Here is a 16881-nt window from a genome sequence, read left to right as displayed (position 1 = left end):
CGGTCGAGGCGACCGTCGTCGCGCCGTCTCCGCCCCGGGCCGCGAGCACCGCAACGTCGCGGACGCTGACTTTGACCACCGAGTCGCCCTGCGCGATGCGAAGCAACGCCGCATCATCCAGGCCGATGTACGGCTCGCCGCCGACGATCGCAATCGTGGCCGGCACCGCTCCGCCGGAGCGGACGGCCTCCTCAATCTCGCGCGCGATGCGCAGGTTGTCCGGACGCGGCAGGCCGTGGCTGATGATCGTGCTCTCCAGCGCGACGACGGGCCGGCCCGCGTCCAACGCGTCCGAGACCTCGGGATGGATACGCACGTGGATCTACGACTCCTCTGGAACCTCGATGACCTTGTATGTCGGGTCGAGCATTGTTATCTCGCGGTTGCCGCTCTGGTTTGCTTTCCCGGTAACCCGCAACACCTGACCCGGCTCGATGTCGTCGCCCTGGCCGGGCCGGAACGTCATGCGGATCTCGCCGCTATCGTCGCCGACCACGATCCAGCGAGACGTTTTCTGATTTTTGGTGATGTCCTCGACTTGGCTGACTCGGCCTTCGACGGTTGCACGGCGCCCCGGGATCACGTTGTTCACCGGGACCACCGCCGCCGGCCTTTCCGGATGTTCGTACTCTTCCACAGTCCGGTTTTCGCTCCGCAAAACCCGGGACTCGACCTTCTCGACCTGGCGGGCGATGCGCATTTCCAAAATGTCCGGGAACGCTTCGCGGATCCGCGACTGTACGTCGTAAGGCACGATCGTGGCGGCCGCGTCCGGAATCCGGCTGACAGCACGGGAGATCTTGTCCGCGGTCCGATCGTGCAGCAGCCGTCCCAGCACTGGTGCGTAGGTTCTTCGCGGCAGTAACACCGTCACGTTGGTGTGCGGATGTTCGTTTTGCGCTTTGACCACCAGCGCGTGCAGAGCCCTGATTATCTGTCGGTCCGGGCAGTCCACCACCCGCAGTCGCGTGTCGAGATCGAAGCTGTCCCAACGGTTTCGCAATTGCGCGGCATGGGACGCATCGACCATGAAATGCACCGCGATCAAGTCGTCGGCGCGTAGACCCTTGCCGTAGCGCAACGCCTCCAGCACCGCGAGGTCAACTGAGTTGACCAAGACAAACACCCGATGGCGGGCATACTTCACCAACTCCGGGCGGTCGGTGCGGAAGGCCTCGAGGATCGCAGCCTCGGCGCGATACTCGCGGTTGAGCCGTATCAGCCCCATTACCAGCAACGGAAAGACGACGACGACCAGCCACGCCCCTTCGGTGAACTTGGCCACCGCGAAAATGCCGACCACGACCGTCGACAGGATCGCCGCCGACAGGTTGATCGCCAACCTGTGCCGCCAGCCCGATTCACGGTGCGTGAGATGGTGTTTGGTCATTCCGTAACCAGCCATCGAGAAGCCGGTGAACACGCCGATCGCGTAGAACGGCACCAACGCGTTGACCGATCCCCCGGTAACCACCAGCAGGGCCACCGACAGCCCGGTCAGCGTGATGATGCCGTTGGAGAACACCAGGCGGTAACCGCGCGTCATGAGTTGACGGGGCAGGAAGCGGTCTTCTGCAACGAAACTGGCCAGCGCCGGGAACCCATTGAAACTGGTATTGGCGCCGGTGTACAAGATCGCCGCGGTCGATACTTGGACAAGGATGTACATAACGTTGCCGATGGCCCCGTTGCCGAAGACCGCCCGTGCCACCTGCGAGAGCACCGAGGGATATTCGTCGAGATACGGTGCGGCGTGCGTGGCGTAGGTGAGATAACCGACCCCGGCCAACAGGAAGCCCAAGATGCAGGCCATTGCGGTGAGGACCCGCCGCGCATTGACGCTCTGCGGCTTGCGGAACACGTTGACGGTATTGGAGATGGCCTCCACCCCGGTCAGCGACGACCCACCATTGGCGAATGCCCGCAGTATCACCAGAATCGTCGCGCCCATCACCAGACCGTTACCCTGATGGACCGGCACCGCTCCGGCAACGTGACCGGGATCGTATCGCTGCAATCCCCAGAAGATATGGCGGACAACGCCGGTGACGATCATCAAGCCGACCATCACCACAAAGGAATAGGTGGCAATCGCGAACGGCAGCCCGGCTTCGCGCAATCCGCGCAGGTTCACATAGCAGATGAGCAGCACCATGGCGACGGTGATCTCCAGGCTGTAGGGCCCGAGCGCCGGTAGCGCCGAGGCCACCGCCACCGTGCCCGCCGCCGACTGCACGGCCACGGTAACCACGTAATCGATCAACAGTGCCGCAGCGGCGACTTGCGCAACCTTGGGCCCGAAGTTCTCCCGCGCCACGATGTAGGAGCCGCCGGCCTTGGTATAGGCCATCACGACCTGCCGGTACGACGCGGCCACCAGCGCCAGGATCACCAGGATGACACCCATGATGGGAAGCAATAAGACGAACGCGGCCAACCCGGCCTGGGGTAGCAGCTCGGTCAGGATCTGCTCTGGACCGTAAGCGGTCGATGAGATTGCATCGGGTGAAAGTGCACCCAGTGCAATGGGATTCGACAATCTCTCGCCGGCCAGCTCCTCGGTGATCAGCGGCTTGCCGAGAAAGATTCGCTTACACAGGTCTGAAAAAGATAGCGGTACGTCTTGCTCAGCTGGTGCAGTCACGACCACATTCCCTTTTCAGAGGTTCGGCGTCCCCCGAGAAGTCTAAGCCGCCTGGATACCGACTGGGTGCTAGTCGGCGTCGGCGCGCAACATCTCCGTATGCTCGGCGGTTTCTCGCCTTACCCGTGCGGCTAGAGCGTCGGGGTCCACCCGCGCGATCCGGGATTCGACGTCGTAGGGGACGATGATCGCGGTAGCGCCCTGAATTCGGCTGACCGCGCGGGCCATCTTGTCGGCGGTGCGGTCATGCAGCATCCGGCCCAGCAGCGCGGAATACGTTCGACGCGGCAACAACACCGTCACCTTGGTGTCGGGATATTCCCTCTTCGCCGCCAGGACCAGCTCTTGTGCGGACCGGCTCAAATGGCGATCGGGGCAGTCGATCACCCGCAGCCGGGTGTCGTGCTCGAAGTGCCGCCAGCGCTCCTGCAACTGAGCAGCATGTTCGGCGTCGACCACGAAGTGCACCGCGGTCAACTCGTCGGCGTGTAGCCCCTTGCCGTAGCGCAACGCCTCGACCTCGGCGAGGTCGACCGAATCCACGAAAACGAAAACCCGCAGACGGGCGTACTTGGCCAAGTCGGGGCGCTCGGTGCGTGACATCTCCAACACCGACGCCTCGGCGCTGTACTGCTGGTTGAGCCGTATCAAGCCGTACACCAAGAAGGGGAAGACAATGACGACGAGCCAGGCCCCTTCGGTGAACTTGGCCACCACAAAGATCCCGACGACGATCGTCGACATGATCCCAGTAGACAGATTGACCAGCACCTTACGTTGCCAGGCGCGCGCACGGTGGGTGTAGTGGTGTCGACTCATGCCAAAGCCGGCCATCGCGAACGCGGTGAACACGCCGATCGCGAAGAACGGCACCAACGCGTTGACCGAGGCGCGGGTCACCAGCAGCAGCGCGACGGCCAGCACGGTGAGCGTGATGATGCCGTTGGAGAACACCAGCCGATGACCGCGCTTGGTCAGCGGCCGCGGCAGAAATCGGTCCTCGGCAACGAAACTGGCCAACGCCGGAAACCCGTTGAAACCGGTGTTGGCGCCGGTGAACAAAATCGCCGCGCTCGACGCCTGGACCAAGAAATACAGGACATTGCCGATCAGCCCCTGGCCGAAAACCGCCCGGGCGATCTCCGAGAGCATCGACGGGTATTCATCCACATACGGGGTGGCGTGGGTGACGAAGGCCAGCCAGGACACCCCTGCCAACAAGAACCCGAGGATGACAGCCATCAGGGTCAGCACCCGACGGGCATTGTAGCCCTGCGGCGCGCGAAAGACGTTGACGGTGTTGGAAATCGCCTCGACCCCGGTCAGCGAGGTGCCGCCGTTGGCGAACGCGCGCAACACCACCAGCACCGTGGCCCCCATCACCAGTCCGCCGCCCTGATGGATTGGCACCGCTCCGATAATGTGCTCCGGGTTGTATCGCGGTAGGCCCCAGAAGAGTTCGCGGATCAGGCCGGTCACGATCGTCAGCCCGATCATGGTGACGAAGGAGTACGTCGTGATCGCGAACGTTCGGCCCGATTGCCGTTGTCCACGCAAGTTGGTAACGCAGATGAACAGCAGCACACCGATGGTGATTTCCAAGTGGTAGGGGTGCAGCGCAGGTATCGCCGAACACAACGCCACTGTCCCCGCGGCTGGTTGCACCGCGGCGGTAACCACATAGTCGATCAGTAGTGCGGCGGCGGCGATCTGCGCCCAGCGGGGCCCGAAGTTATCCCGCGCCACCATGTACGAGCCCCCGGCCCGGGCGTAGGTCATCACAACACCGCGGTATGACGCGGACACCAACAACAAGATGAACAAGACGACGCCGATAATTGGCAGCAACAACGCGAACGCGGCCATCCCGGCCCGCGGCAGCAGTTCGATCATGACCTGCTCTGGGCCATAGGCCGTCGAGGAGATCGCGTCGGGTGAAAGCGCACCGAGTGCAACAGGATTCGACAATCTTTCGGATTCCAGCTGCTCACTGGTGAGCGGCCTGCCGAGAACGATGCGCTTCCACGCGTCGATGAAGGTCGGCGGAATGCTCGAATTACGCTCCGATGTTGTCACGACGTATCACTTTCTTCGGGTTATTCGACGTCCTTTGCGGCGCGGATTATTTCGCGTAAACCCGCCATGATCCGGGCGCGTCTATCGGGTTATCCACAACGCTCGGCCGATTTGGCGGAGGTTCTCCCGCCTTGGCCCGCATGGCTTGGGTGATTTTTATCCGAGACGCTATGTCGTAGGCCACGATCTGCGCGCTGGCGCCCGGGATCCGGCTAACCACCGCAGCGATCTTGTCGGCGGTGCGGTCGTGCAGCAGTCGGCCCAGTAGCGCCGGATATGTTCGACGCGGCAACAACACCGTCACGGTGGTGTCCGGATGGTCCTCCTTGACCTGGCAAACCAGCCCTTGCGCGGCTCGACTCAAGTTGCGATCCAGACAATCGACCAACCGCAATTCGGTGACGTGCCCGAAGTCCCGCCAACGCCGCTGCAAGCCTGCGGCATGAGCCGCGTCCAACACGAAGTGCACCGCGGTCAGTTCGTCGGCCTGCAGCCCCTTCGCGTAGCGCATCGCCTCTACCTCGGCCAAGTCGATACTGTCCACGAAGACGAACACCCGGTGCCGGTGGTGTTTGTCCATGTCAGGAAGCGGGGTGCGGGACATCTCCAACACGGAGGCCTCGGCCCGATATTGCCGGTTGAGCCGCATCAAGGCGAACACCAAAATCGGGAAGACCACGACTACCAGCCAGGCGCCCTCGGTGAACTTCGCGACCGCGAAGATGGCCACCACGATCGTCGACAGGATGCCTGCGGACAGGTTGATCACCAGCTTGGCCCGCCAACCCTGCCCGCGTTGGGTGAGATGGTGTTTGGTCATCCCGTAGCCGGCCATCGAGAAGCCGGTGAAAACCCCGATCGCGTAAAACGGCACAAGAGCGTTGAGCGATCCCCCGGTAACGATGAGCAACGCAACCGCCAGCACTGTCAGCATGATGATGCCGTTGGAGAACACCAGCCGGTGGCCGCGCTTCATCAGCGGGCGCGGCAAAAACTGGTCCTCGGCAACGAAACTCGCCAATGCCGGAAAGCCGTTGAAGCTGGTATTGCCCCCGGTGTACAGAATCAGTGCGGTAGCGGCCTGCACAAGGAAATAGCAGACGTGACCGATCGTCCCGTTGCCGAACACCGCTCGGGCGATCTCGGACAACATTGACGGATACCCGTCGGCGTATGGAGCGGCGTGCGTGGCATGCGCCAGCCAGGCCACCCCGGCCAACAGGAATCCCAAAATTGCGGCCATGATGGTCAGCACGCGACGGGCGTTGATGCCCTCGGGCTTACGAAATGCGTTGACGGTGTTGGATATCGCCTCGACCCCGGTCAGCGACGAGCCGCCGTTGGCGAACGCTCGCAAGACGATCAGGACCGTGGCGCCCATGATGATGCCGCTACCGTGGCCGACCGGGACCACTCCGGCCATGTGCTGCGGATCGTAAGTCTTTAAGCCGCCGGTGATTTCGCGGATGATGCCGACGAGGATCATCGTCGAGACCATGCCGACGAAGAAATACGTCGGCAGCGCGAATCGAACGCCGGCCTCGCGCAGGCCACGCAGATTGGCCAAACACATCAACAGCACGACAGCCACAGTGATTTCCAGTCCGTAAGGACCCAGCGCGGGAAACGCCGAGGCCACCGCCACCGTTCCGGCCGCACACTGCACGGCGACGGTGACCACGTAGTCGATCAACAGCGAAGCCGCGGCGATCTGCGCCACCCGTGGTCCGAAATTTTCCCGGGCGACCACATAGGAACCACCCGCGCGGGTGTAGACCATCACGACCTGGCGATAGGAGGCGGCCACCAACACCAGAATCAACAAGATGACACCGGTTATCGGAAGGAGCAGCGCGAATGCCGCCAGCCCGGCGGCCGGCAGCAATTCGATCATGATCTGTTCCGAACCGTACGCGGTCGACGAAATGGCGTCCGGTGAAAGCACGCCGAGCGCAACGGGATTCGAAAGCCTTTCGTGTTCCAGCTCGTCGTTGATCATCGGTTTTCCGAGCACGATCCGCTTGCACGCGTCAGAAAAAGACGGCGCAAAGCCCTGCTCATCTACCGGTTTTGTCACACCAAATCCTTAGCAAGATCTCGGAGTTCCCGCAAAAGCGTACGTTGCGTCCTACCGATCCCGCGCGCTGGGACGAGCCCGGCTTGGGGATATCCGTTCTCAGCCGATCACCAGCGAACCCTCGATCAACTCGTCAAAGCGTTCTATTGCGTCGTCACCCTGTTCGTCGATAGCGCGCATGGGTCCCTGGTCAGCCAGGTGACGCGAGGCATACAACCGCGCCACCAGGGCCTTGCGGTCGGTCTGTCGGGTGGCGCGCTCCCAGGCTGCCTGCTCGGTCAGCAAAGCCCCGGCATACACGTCGCCGATGAACTGGGTGAGAGGGAAAAGCCGAGCCTCAGCAACCGCGCCGTCCAGCTTGCCCCAAGCCGTGATTGCCGCTTCCAGATCGTCGATGCGGCTGCTTACCAGGCGGGTCGCGGCGTCGTCGTCGGACACCGAAACCGCATCGTGCAGGCGCTCCAGCAAAGGTTGATGCGCCTGCGAGCGCTCGATACCCCGCCGCACGTCAAGACACAGGATATTGTCAGGACCTTCCCAGATGGTGTTGACCTGCGCGTCGCGCAGCAACCGGGCGACCGGCCAGGTTTCGATATAGCCGTTGCCGCCGTGAATCTCGATCGCGTCCGAGGCCATGGTGATGCCCAGCCGGCACACTTTGAGCTTCGTCACTGGCACGGCGATACGCTGCCGCACCGCGCGGGGCTGACGGTGGTTGGCGAACCCGGTGCCGTCGAAGACCAGCGCTTGGGCGGCTTCGACGTCGACGATCATCTCGGCAAGCTTGCGGCGGATCAACGGCTTGTCGAGCAACGCGCCGCCGAACGCCTGCCGCTGCCCCGCGTAGCACAGCGATTCGACGAGGGCGCGGCGCGAGTTGCCGAGGGCGAACAGTGAGATCCCGAGCCGGGCCGCGTTGGTCAACTCCATCATCCGGCCCAGCCCCCTGCCGTCGTGCTGGCCGGTCTGGACGTCCTCGCTGCTCGGCTCGCCGGACAGCAGGAACGCTTCGGCGTCGACGAACTCCACCTCGCCTGATGCCACCGATCGGGTGCCGAGCTTGTCCTTGAGGCGGCGGATCCGGATGCCGTTGCGGGTGCCGTCCCGGCGGGTCCGTAGCACCAGGAAGGTTGCCACGCCGCGCCCGGAATCCGGTGCACCCTCGGGCTTGGCCAGCACGACGAATACCTGCCCGTCGCAGTTGGACGCAAACCACTTGAAACCGTTCAGCAGCCAAGCATCTCCTTGCCGGGTTGCCGTGGTCTCCAGGGCGCCGAGATCGGAGCCGCCGGCCCGCTCGGTCAATAGCTGAGCGGTCTCCCCTTCCCACTCGCCGCTGTCGAACTTGGCCAAGACTTGCTCCCGAACATCCACCGGCGCATACGCAGCGACCAGCGACTTGACCATCCCGCCACCGGTTCCCAGCGCGCACCCCATGCCGATGTCGGCCTGATCGAGCAGATAGTTGGCTGCGTAGAGCGGCAGCGCCGGGTTGACGCGGGCGCGTCGCGCATCGTCCTTTAGTGCCTTTTGCACATCCAGCACGGCCCTTTTGGACTCGGTGAATGACGACGGTTGGATGACCTGGCTGACGTCGTGGCCCCAGCGGTCGTAGCGCTCCAGCCGTGCTGGATTGCGGTCGGTCTGCTCGGCCCACCGCGCCACCGGGCCACCCATCAGCGCGCCGATCCGCCTCAGATGCGGCTCGGCGATGGCCAACTCGTCGGGCTGCAGGTAATAGGACATCGTGAACTGCAGGCTCGGATCGGTTTCATACCAGTTGAGCCCAACGGCGCCCTGGTAGTTCTCCGTGCGGTACCGCTGCGACTTCTCCGGAGTGCTGAACGGCAGCCGGTCTACCGCTTCAGCGTCGTAGTCGCCCATCCTGCGCCGCTCCTCCCCATCGCTTCGCTCTGCATCGTCGCCGGCGCGCATATCGTTAGCTTCCCGAAAGCCGCGTCGCCGCCGCAGCAATCCGCTCATCGGTGGCGGTCAACGCCACCCGGACGTGCTGGACGCCGCGTGGGCCGTAGAACTCACCGGGCGCCGCCAGGATGCCGCGCTGCGCCAGCCAGCTGACGGTGTCGCGGCAAGCTTCACCGCGGGTGACCCACAGATACAGCCCGGCCTCGGAGTAGTCGACGGTGAAACCGGCCGAGCGGAACGCCGGCAGCAGCACCTCGCGGCGTCGGCGGTAGCGGTCGCGCTGCTCGTGCTCGTGCGGGTCGTCGTCCAAGGCGGCCACCATCGCCGCCTGCACCGGTGTCGGCACCATCATCCCGGCGTGTTTGCGGACCGCCAGCAGTTCGGCGACCAGGGCTTGGTCCCCGGCGACGAAGCCGGCCCGGTAGCCGGCCAACGAAGAGCTCTTGGACAGCGAGTGCACCGCCAACAGACCGGTGTGGTCGCCATCGCACACCGACGGATGCAGAACTGACAGCGGTTCGGCGTCCCAGCCCATGCCCAAGTAGCACTCGTCGGAGGCCACCACGGCGCCGCGCTCCCGGGCCCAGCCGACGACCTTGCGCAAATGGTCGACGCCGAGCACCTGCCCCGTCGGATTGCTCGGCGAGTTCACATAGACCAATGCGGGCGCCTGCGGACCCAGCTGGGTCAGCGAATCGGCGTAGAGCACCCGAGTTCCGGCCAGCCGGGCGCCGACGTCGTAGGTGGGATACGCCAGCTCGGGCACCACGACCAGGTCATCGGCGCCCAACGCCAGCAGCGTCGGCAGCCACGCGATGAGTTCCTTGGTGCCGACCACCGGCAACACCGCCGCCTCGGTCAAACCGGTGACGCCGTACCGACGTTCCAGGGAGGCGACGGCCGACCGGCGAAGTTCCGGGGTGCCCGCAGTGGTGGGGTATCCGGGTGCGGCGCTGGCTGCGGCGAGCGCTTCGCGGATCACCGGCGCCACCGGATCGACAGGCGTGCCAACGGATAGGTCGACGATGCCGTCCGGGTGCGACTTGGCCAGCGCTGTCGCGTCGGCCAGGGTGTCCCAGGGGAACACCGGCAGTAGAGCGGAGGCCGCCGACCGGCGGTTCATCAGGCTGCTCAGTCGCCCTCACCTTGCGGCGGCAGATCTTTGACGACCTGCGGGTCGTGCTCGGTCATGCCGACCTTGGCCGCGCCACCGGGCGATCCGAGCTCAGCGAAGAAGTCCGCGTTGATCTGCGTGTACTGATTCCACTGCTCGGGCACATCGTCTTCGTAGTAGATCGCCTCGACCGGGCAGACCGGCTCGCAGGCACCACAGTCCACGCACTCGTCGGGGTGGATATAGAGCATCCGAGCGCCCTCGTAGATGCAGTCGACCGGGCATTCTTCGATACATGCCTTGTCTTTGATGTCGACGCAGGGCTCGGCGATCGTGTATGTCACGAAGGTCTCCTCCATGTGTTTCGGTGGCCCGGGGAAGGACGCCCGGCCTTATGGTTTCGCTTCCCGGGGGGTGAAGATCCGTTGATTACTGATACTAGACGTTGCATACAAAACGCAACCACCGGGCGGCTATGCGCGCTGATGCAGTGCAACTAGTTGCATAGCCCCGGCGGGTGTCCTTATGCTGCGCGCGTGGCACTCCCCCACGCGATCTTGGTATCGCTGTGCGAACAGTCCGGCTCCGGCTACGAGCTGGCGCACCGGTTCGACCGCTCCATCGGCTACTTCTGGAACGCCACCCATCAGCAGATCTACCGAACGTTGCGGGCGATGGAAGACGACGGCTGGGTCTGTTCGAAGGTCGTCGCCCAGCGCGGCCGGCCGGACAAGAAGGTCTACACGGTCTCCGACACCGGCCGCGTCGAACTGGCCCGCTGGATCGCCGAGCCGCTAACCGGACGCGGCGGAGCACTGTCGGACACCCGAACTCGCGATGTGGCGGTCAAGCTACGCGGTGCCGCTTACGGCGACCCGGCTGCGCTACGCGCGCAGATTTCCGCGCTGCGCGCCGAACGTGCCCAGCTGTTGGACATCTACCGCGGATTCGAGAAGACACAGTTCGCCGACCCATCGGCGCTGCGCGGCAGCGCGCTCCATCAGTATTTGGTGCTGCGCGGCGGCATCCGCGCCGAGGAGAGCACGATCGACTGGCTCGACGAGGTGGCCACGGCATTACCGGGACGCTCATGAGCTATCCAAACCTGTTGTCCCCGCTGGATCTCGGGTTCACCACGCTGCGTAACCGGGTGATCATGGGTTCGATGCACACCGGTCTGGAAGACCGTGCGCGCCACATCGATCGGCTCGCCGAGTATTTCGCCGAGCGCGCCCGCGGCGGTGTCGGGCTGATCATCACCGGTGGCTACGCGCCGAACCGGACCGGCTGGTTACTGCCGTTCGCCTCGGAACTGGTTTCCTCCGCTCAGGCCCGCCGGCATCGTCGCATCACCAGCGCCGTCCACGACGCGGGCGGCAAGATTGCGCTGCAGATCTTGCACGCCGGACGTTATGCGTACCACCCGCTTTCGGTCAGTGCGTCGTCGATCAAGGCGCCGATCAACCCGTTTCGCCCACGTCGGCTCTCGTCACGCGGAGTGCAGAACACGATCGACGACTTCGTGCGCTGCGCCCTGCTAGCCCGCGATGCCGGCTATGACGGCGTCGAAATCATGGGCAGTGAAGGGTATTTGATCAACCAATTTCTGGCGCCGCGTACCAACAAGCGCATCGACGCGTGGGGCGGCACACCAGAGAAGCGCCGCCGGTTCCCGGTAGCAATCGTGCGCGGCATCCGGGCGGCAGTCGGATCCGATTTCATCATCTGCTACCGGATGTCGATGGCCGATTACGTCGAGGGCGGACAGAGTTGGGACGAAACCGTCTCGCTGGCAACTGAAATCGAGGCCGCCGGGGCAACCATCATCAACTCCGGCTTCGGCTGGCACGAGGCGAGGGTCCCGACGATCGTCACGTCGGTGCCCAACAGCGCATTCGTCGACATCAGCCATGCGGTCGCCGGGCACATCAACATTCCGGTAGTGGCGTCCAACCGAATCAACATGCCCCAGGCGGCCGAACAAATTCTGGCCGACACCGATGTCCAGCTGGTTTCGATGGCACGGCCGCTGCTGGCGGATCCGGAGTGGGTGCTCAAGGCGCAGGCCGCACGCGATGACGAGATCAACACCTGCATCGCCTGTAATCAGGCTTGCCTGGATCACGCATTCGTCAAGAAGACGGTGTCCTGTCTGCTCAACCCACGGGCCGGCCACGAGACGCAGCTGGTGCTGTCGCCGGCCCGACGCACTCGCTTGATCGCGGTGGTCGGAGCCGGCCCGGCCGGGCTGGCGACCGCGGTGAACGCTGCTGCGCGTGGTCATGACGTCACGCTGTTTGAGGCCAACGACTTCATCGGCGGCCAGTTCGACATGGCACGCCGGATCCCGGGCAAAGAGGAATTCAGCGAAACCATCCGGTATTTCACCACGATGCTGAACAAGCACGGCGTGACGGTTCGGCTGGGCACTCGAGTGTCGGCGGCCGAGCTGGCCGGCTACGACGACGTCGTGTTGGCCACCGGTGTGGCGCCGCGGATTCCGGCGATCCCCGGCATCGATCATTCGATGGTGCTCACCTACGCGGAGGCGATCACCGGCGTCAAGCCGATCGGGAAGACCGTCGCCGTGATCGGCGCCGGCGGCATCGGCTTCGACGTCAGCGAGTTCCTGGTGACCGACGAGTCGCCCACGTTGAATCTCAAAGAATGGAAGGCGGAGTGGGGCGCGGCCGATCCGTGGGACAGGCGGGGTGCGCTGACCAGTCCGATTCCAGCGCCGCCGATGCGTGAGGTGTATCTACTGCAGCGCAGCAGCGGCGCACAAGGGACGCGGCTGGGCAAGACCAGCGGATGGGTGCACCGGGCTTCGTTGAAGGCCAAAGGCGTTCACCAGCTTTCCGGCGTCAACTACGAACGGGTGAGCGACGACGGACTGCACATCAGCTTCGGACCGAACCGGCAGCGACCGCAGTTGCTGGCCGTGGACAACGTCGTGGTCTGCGCGGGTCAGGAGCCGGTGCGTGACCTGGAAGACGAGCTGCGGCTGGCCGGTATCGACCCGCACATCATCGGCGGCGCGGCATTCGCGGTCGAACTCGACGCCAAACGCGCCATCAAGCAGGGCACCGAGCTGGCGGCCCGGCTGTAGCGGCGTCAGTAGCCCGCCAGCAGAGTCCGCACCCGGCCCAAGGTTTGCGGCCCGACCCGGCTGCAGATCCGCGACGGGTCGGCGGGACGACGGCCCCATAACAGCAAAACCCTTGCGGCGGCATCGGTTTCCAAGGTGGCCGCACCGTCCGGGGCAGCCAGCCGGATGGTGGTGCGGTCGGCCTCCGCGTCGACCACGACATCGTCGGCGTCGGCAACTCGCAACCGCGCCTCGATCCGCTCCCCGGGCCGCAATTGCTTGACACCCTTAGCCAACAGCGGGCGTCCCACCGCCAGCACACTGTGGATCGTCATCCAGGGCTCCGCCATCCGCGCCTGGGCCGCTGCATCGTCGCCGGTGATGTCCCATCCGTGCAGGACCAGCTCTTCACGCATGTGCTCGGCGAACCAGGGCACCTTCATGGTGCGCCCGGTCCACGCCACGTCGGTATCAGCCGGGACGTCATCGGCCGCTTCGGCAACCTCGTTGAGCATGGCCATGTTTCGGTGCAAAGCCGCCCACAGGTCGGTCTCGTTCATGGCGCGCAGCGGCCCCTCGCGTTCCTCGAACCCGCGGGTGGCAACCGGATCGCCGGCCAGGTGCGCGCCCAGCACCCGGCCCAGCTCCTCGGCGTTGCCGGCTTGATGGATGACGATGTCGCGAACCGTCCAAGCCTCACACCAGGTGCCGGCGTCCGGACGTCGCTGCTCTACGGCGTCGATGAACGGTTGCCATTCGGGAAACCTGTCAGTGTCGATCTTTTGGCTCATGCTGCCCAAGCTACGCGTCGCTCGGCGTCGCTGGATCCGGCGTCAGTGAGGTGCTGACACCGAGCGCCAGGAAGAACACGATGAACAGCGCGCCGCCCAGAAACATATTCATCGGGCCGCCAGGAGAAATGAACAACCCGGGGCCACCGATGATTGTCACCGTCTCGACGAATTGCTCAAGAGCGAATATCGCTGCAAGGACACCCAGCCAGCGCGGGAAGCGACCGGCCTTGGCGGCAAGTGCTATGGGCACGGCGACGATCACGTCGGCCACGGTCAGGACCGGGCCGAACATCAAAGCAATGTCCGCCGCGGTGCGGGCAACGGCGGGGTCAAGGGTGTTGACGTGCAGGGCCAGGCCGCTGGTAAACCACAGCTCGACGCTGAACTCTGCGATGATCAGCGCCGACCCGATGGTGAACGCGTATCCGGCTGGCCCGTCCAGCCGCGAGCGCGCATAGGCGAGCACGATCACCAGCGCCAGAAAGCCCAGGGTTAGCAAAAGCGCTTGCAGCCGTAAGGCGTCGGCATGGTCACGAAAGTGGGAGATGACGGCGCTGGCCGGCTGGTCAGTGCCTGGCAATATTGGAACCATCAGCAGGGCGCATGTGAACAGCACCGCGAACACGATCCCTGCGACAAGCGGAATACGACGACTCATTCGACCTAGTCTGCGCTCCCGGTGTGACACCGGTGCCGCTTTGGCTACGCCGCTAGCGGACTATACGTGGTGGTGCGCTGGCGTGCCGGCCGACCGATGCCCTCGGCGATCGCGGTCAACTCGGCAGCGGTCTTGGCCGATCCGTATTCGGAGCCGGCCATCCGCGAGATGGTCTCTTCCATCAGCGTGCCGCCCAAATCGTTCGCACCGCCGTTGAGCATCACCTGTGTGCGCTCGACGCCGAGCTTGACCCAACTGGTCTGAATATGAGAGATCCTGCCGTGCAGCATGATTCGTGCCAGCGCGTGCACGGCGCGGTTGTCACGGTGGCTGGGCCCCGGCCGGGCCGCGCCGGCGAGGTACAACGGCGAGTTCTGATGCACGAATGGCAGCGGAACGAACTCGGTGAAACCTCCAGTGCGGTCTTGAATGTCACGCAATACGTTGAGATGGCCGATCCAGTGCCGGGGGTTGTCGACGTGCCCGTACATCATCGTCGACGATGACCGAAGGCCGACCTCGTGGGCTGTGGTCACGATCTCGATCCACATCGAGCTCGGCAGCTTGCCCTTGGTGAGCACCCAGCGGACCTCGTCGTCGAGGATCTCGGCGGCGGTGCCGGGAATGGTGTCCAGGCCCGCCTCACGCAGGCTGGTCAGCCACTCCCGAATACTCAAGCCGCTCTTGGTTACCCCGCTGGCGATCTCCATCGGCGAGAACGCGTGTACGTGCATCGACGGCACCCGCGCCTTGACAGCGCGCACCAGGTCGGCGTATCCGGTGACCGGCAGCTCGGGATCGATACCACCCTGCATGCAGACCTCGGTAGCACCGGCAACGTGGGCCTCCCACGCGCGCTGGGCGACCTCGGTCGTCGACAGCGAGTAGGCGTCGGCGTCGCCCTTGCGCTGCGCAAAGGCGCAGAACCGGCAGCCCGTATAACAGATGTTGGTGAAGTTGATGTTGCGGTTGACCACGAACGTCACGTCGTCACCGACCACGTCGCGGCGTAACGAATCTGCCAGCGCGGCAACGGCATCCAAAGCGGCACCGTCGGCGGTGGCCAAGGCCAGGTATTCGGCGTCGGTGCAGCTGGCCGGATCACGTTCGGCCGCGCTCAAGGCGGCGAGTACATCGGTGTCGATGCGCTCCGGGACCCGGGCGGCCAACTCGTGCACTTGCGAACGGATCGAGTCCCAATCCCCGAACGCACTGTCGAGGTCGCTACGGGCCTCGGTATTGCGACCTTCGGTGTCGATCGCAGCGTTCAAGTTGACCCGGCCGGATGACGCCACGTCGTCGGGTTCCTGCCACGGCATGCCCGCCGGACGCACGTCGCGGGCCAGCCCGGTGGCCGGATCGGCCAGCGCCGCGACGTGGCCGCGAACCCGCGGGTCGATCCAGGCCGCCCCAGCCTGTACATATTTGGGCTGCGCGGTCAGTCGCTCAACCAGGTCGTAGCCCGCCGCTTCGGTGACCGCGGCGAGTTCGTCGAGCGCGGGCCACGGCCGCTCGGGGTTGACGTGATCGGGCGTCAACGGCGAAACGCCGCCCCAGTCGTCGACACCTGCGGCGATCAGGGCCAGGCACTCGTCGGGCGATACCAGGTTTGGCGGCGCCTGGATGCGCATCCCCGGACCGAGCACCAGACGCGCCACCGCCACCGTAGCCAGGAACTCGTCGATGTCGGCGTCCGGCGTCGCGGCCATCGCCGTGTGCTCTTTGGCACGGAAGTTCTGCACGATGACTTCCTGAACGTGACCGAACTCCTTGTGCGACTTGCGAATAGCATGCAGCGTTTCGGCCCGCTCGGTGAGTGTCTCGCCGATGCCAACGAGTAGACCTGTTGTGAACGGTATGGATAACCGGCCCGCGTCGGTCAACGTGCGCAGCCGAACCACCGGGTCTTTATCGGGGCTGCCGTAGTGCGCCAGGCCCTTGGTTTCGAACAGCCGCCGCGACGTCGTCTCCAGCATCATCCCCATCGACGGGGCTACCGGCTTCAGCCGCGACAACTCCGACCAGCTCATCACGCCCGGGTTCAGGTGCGGCAACAGCCCGGTTTCCTCAAGCACCCGGATCGCCATCGCGCGGACATAGGACAACGTGGAGTCGTAGCCCCGCTCGTCCAACCACTCCCGCGCCTCGGGCCACCGATCCTCCGGCCGATCACCGAGGGTGAATAGTGCTTCCTTGCAACCGAGTTCACCGCCGCGACGGGCGATATCGAGAATCTCGTCGGGCTCGAGAAACATTCCGGCGCCCTGGGCGCGCAACTTGGGTGGCACCGTGACAAATGTGCAGTAGTGGCAGGTGTCGCGGCAGAGATGCGTGACCGGGATGAACACCTTGCGCGAGTAGCTGACCGGTAGCCGGTCCCCGGCGCCACGCCGTCCCGCCGATTCCAGCCCAGCATCGCGGACCCGCGCCGCGCTGCGACACAGATCGTCGAGATCGTCGCCGCGGGCGGCCATCGCGATGGTCGCCTCGTCAACGTTCAGCGC

At 64.8% G+C, this 16881-nt stretch carries 11 protein-coding genes and 1 pseudogene; 2 read left to right on the top strand and 10 right to left on the bottom strand.

Going from position 1 to position 16881, the window contains the following annotated elements; all coding sequences use genetic code 11:
* The 7 genes and pseudogenes from WB785_RS23995 to fdxA form a co-directional block, all read right to left on the bottom strand.
* On the bottom strand, positions 1–316 hold a 316-nt coding region (locus WB785_RS23995), incomplete at its 3' end, for a pseudouridine-5'-phosphate glycosidase (protein ID WP_424082476.1).
* 6 nt (positions 317–322) lie between these two features.
* A complete protein-coding gene (locus WB785_RS23990; RefSeq protein WP_424082474.1) occupies positions 323–2644 on the bottom strand; it encodes an amino acid permease in 2322 nt (773 codons plus the stop codon).
* Between the two features lie 69 nt (positions 2645–2713).
* Entirely contained in the window at positions 2714–4720 is a 2007-nt protein-coding gene (locus WB785_RS23985; RefSeq protein WP_424082472.1) for an APC family permease, read from the bottom strand.
* A 154-nt stretch (positions 4721–4874) separates the two neighbouring features.
* A pseudogene (locus WB785_RS23980) lies at positions 4875–6797 on the bottom strand (APC family permease); the annotation flags it as partial.
* Positions 6798–6896: 99 nt separating this feature from the next.
* Positions 6897–8681, bottom strand: coding sequence for an acyl-CoA dehydrogenase family protein (locus WB785_RS23975; protein ID WP_424082470.1), 1785 nt, complete (start codon positions 8679–8681; stop codon positions 6897–6899).
* Between the two features lie 55 nt (positions 8682–8736).
* Positions 8737–9846 (bottom strand): succinyldiaminopimelate transaminase, encoded by a 1110-nt coding sequence (gene dapC / locus WB785_RS23970; protein ID WP_424082468.1) that lies wholly within the window; start codon positions 9844–9846, stop codon positions 8737–8739.
* An 8-nt stretch (positions 9847–9854) separates the two neighbouring features.
* Entirely contained in the window at positions 9855–10181 is a 327-nt protein-coding gene (gene fdxA, locus WB785_RS23965) for a ferredoxin (RefSeq protein WP_424082466.1), read from the bottom strand.
* A gap of 192 nt (positions 10182–10373) precedes the next feature.
* Between fdxA and WB785_RS23960 the strand changes: the two genes are divergently transcribed.
* Both WB785_RS23960 and WB785_RS23955 read left to right on the top strand, forming a co-directional pair.
* On the top strand, positions 10374–10931 hold the full coding sequence (locus WB785_RS23960) for a PadR family transcriptional regulator (protein ID WP_424082464.1): 558 nt from the start codon (positions 10374–10376) through the stop codon (positions 10929–10931).
* The gene (locus WB785_RS23955; protein WP_424082462.1) at positions 10928–12946 is read left to right on the top strand and encodes an FAD-dependent oxidoreductase; all 2019 of its coding nucleotides are present in this window, start codon (positions 10928–10930) and stop codon (positions 12944–12946) included. Before WB785_RS23960 ends, WB785_RS23955 begins: the two co-directional genes overlap by 4 nt.
* Before the next feature lie 5 nt (positions 12947–12951).
* On the opposite strand, the gene WB785_RS23950 is transcribed toward WB785_RS23955, so the two are convergent.
* The 3 genes from WB785_RS23950 to WB785_RS23940 all read right to left on the bottom strand — a co-directional run.
* Positions 12952–13716 carry a maleylpyruvate isomerase N-terminal domain-containing protein gene (locus tag WB785_RS23950; protein WP_424082461.1) on the bottom strand — a complete coding sequence of 255 codons (765 nt, stop codon included), beginning with the start codon at positions 13714–13716 and terminating at the stop codon, positions 12952–12954.
* Between the two features lie 10 nt (positions 13717–13726).
* A complete protein-coding gene (locus tag WB785_RS23945; RefSeq protein ID WP_424082459.1) occupies positions 13727–14377 on the bottom strand; it encodes a hypothetical protein in 651 nt (216 codons plus the stop codon).
* 44 nt (positions 14378–14421) lie between these two features.
* Positions 14422–16881 (bottom strand): bifunctional FO biosynthesis protein CofGH (locus WB785_RS23940; protein WP_424082457.1); only part of this gene is annotated, 2460 nt, incomplete at its 5' end.

Origin of the sequence: Mycobacterium sp., from assembly GCF_049585075.1 — a bacterium.
GTDB lineage: Bacteria > Actinomycetota > Actinomycetes > Mycobacteriales > Mycobacteriaceae > Mycobacterium.
The sequence above is the reverse complement of the archived record's forward strand: the minus strand, read 5'-3'. Positions and strand labels throughout refer to the sequence as shown.

What these genes read in the sequence shown, in the direction of transcription:
- WB785_RS23975 (WP_424082470.1), bottom strand. Translation starts at nt 8,681, where the DNA reads ATGGGCGACTACGACGCTGAAGCGGTAGACCGGCTGCCGTTCAGCACT.
- dapC (WP_424082468.1), bottom strand. Translation starts at nt 9,846, where the DNA reads ATGAACCGCCGGTCGGCGGCCTCCGCTCTACTGCCGGTGTTCCCCTGG.
- WB785_RS23955 (WP_424082462.1), top strand. Translation starts at nt 10,928, where the DNA reads ATGAGCTATCCAAACCTGTTGTCCCCGCTGGATCTCGGGTTCACCACG.
- WB785_RS23950 (WP_424082461.1), bottom strand. Translation starts at nt 13,716, where the DNA reads ATGAGCCAAAAGATCGACACTGACAGGTTTCCCGAATGGCAACCGTTC.
- WB785_RS23945 (WP_424082459.1), bottom strand. Translation starts at nt 14,377, where the DNA reads ATGAGTCGTCGTATTCCGCTTGTCGCAGGGATCGTGTTCGCGGTGCTG.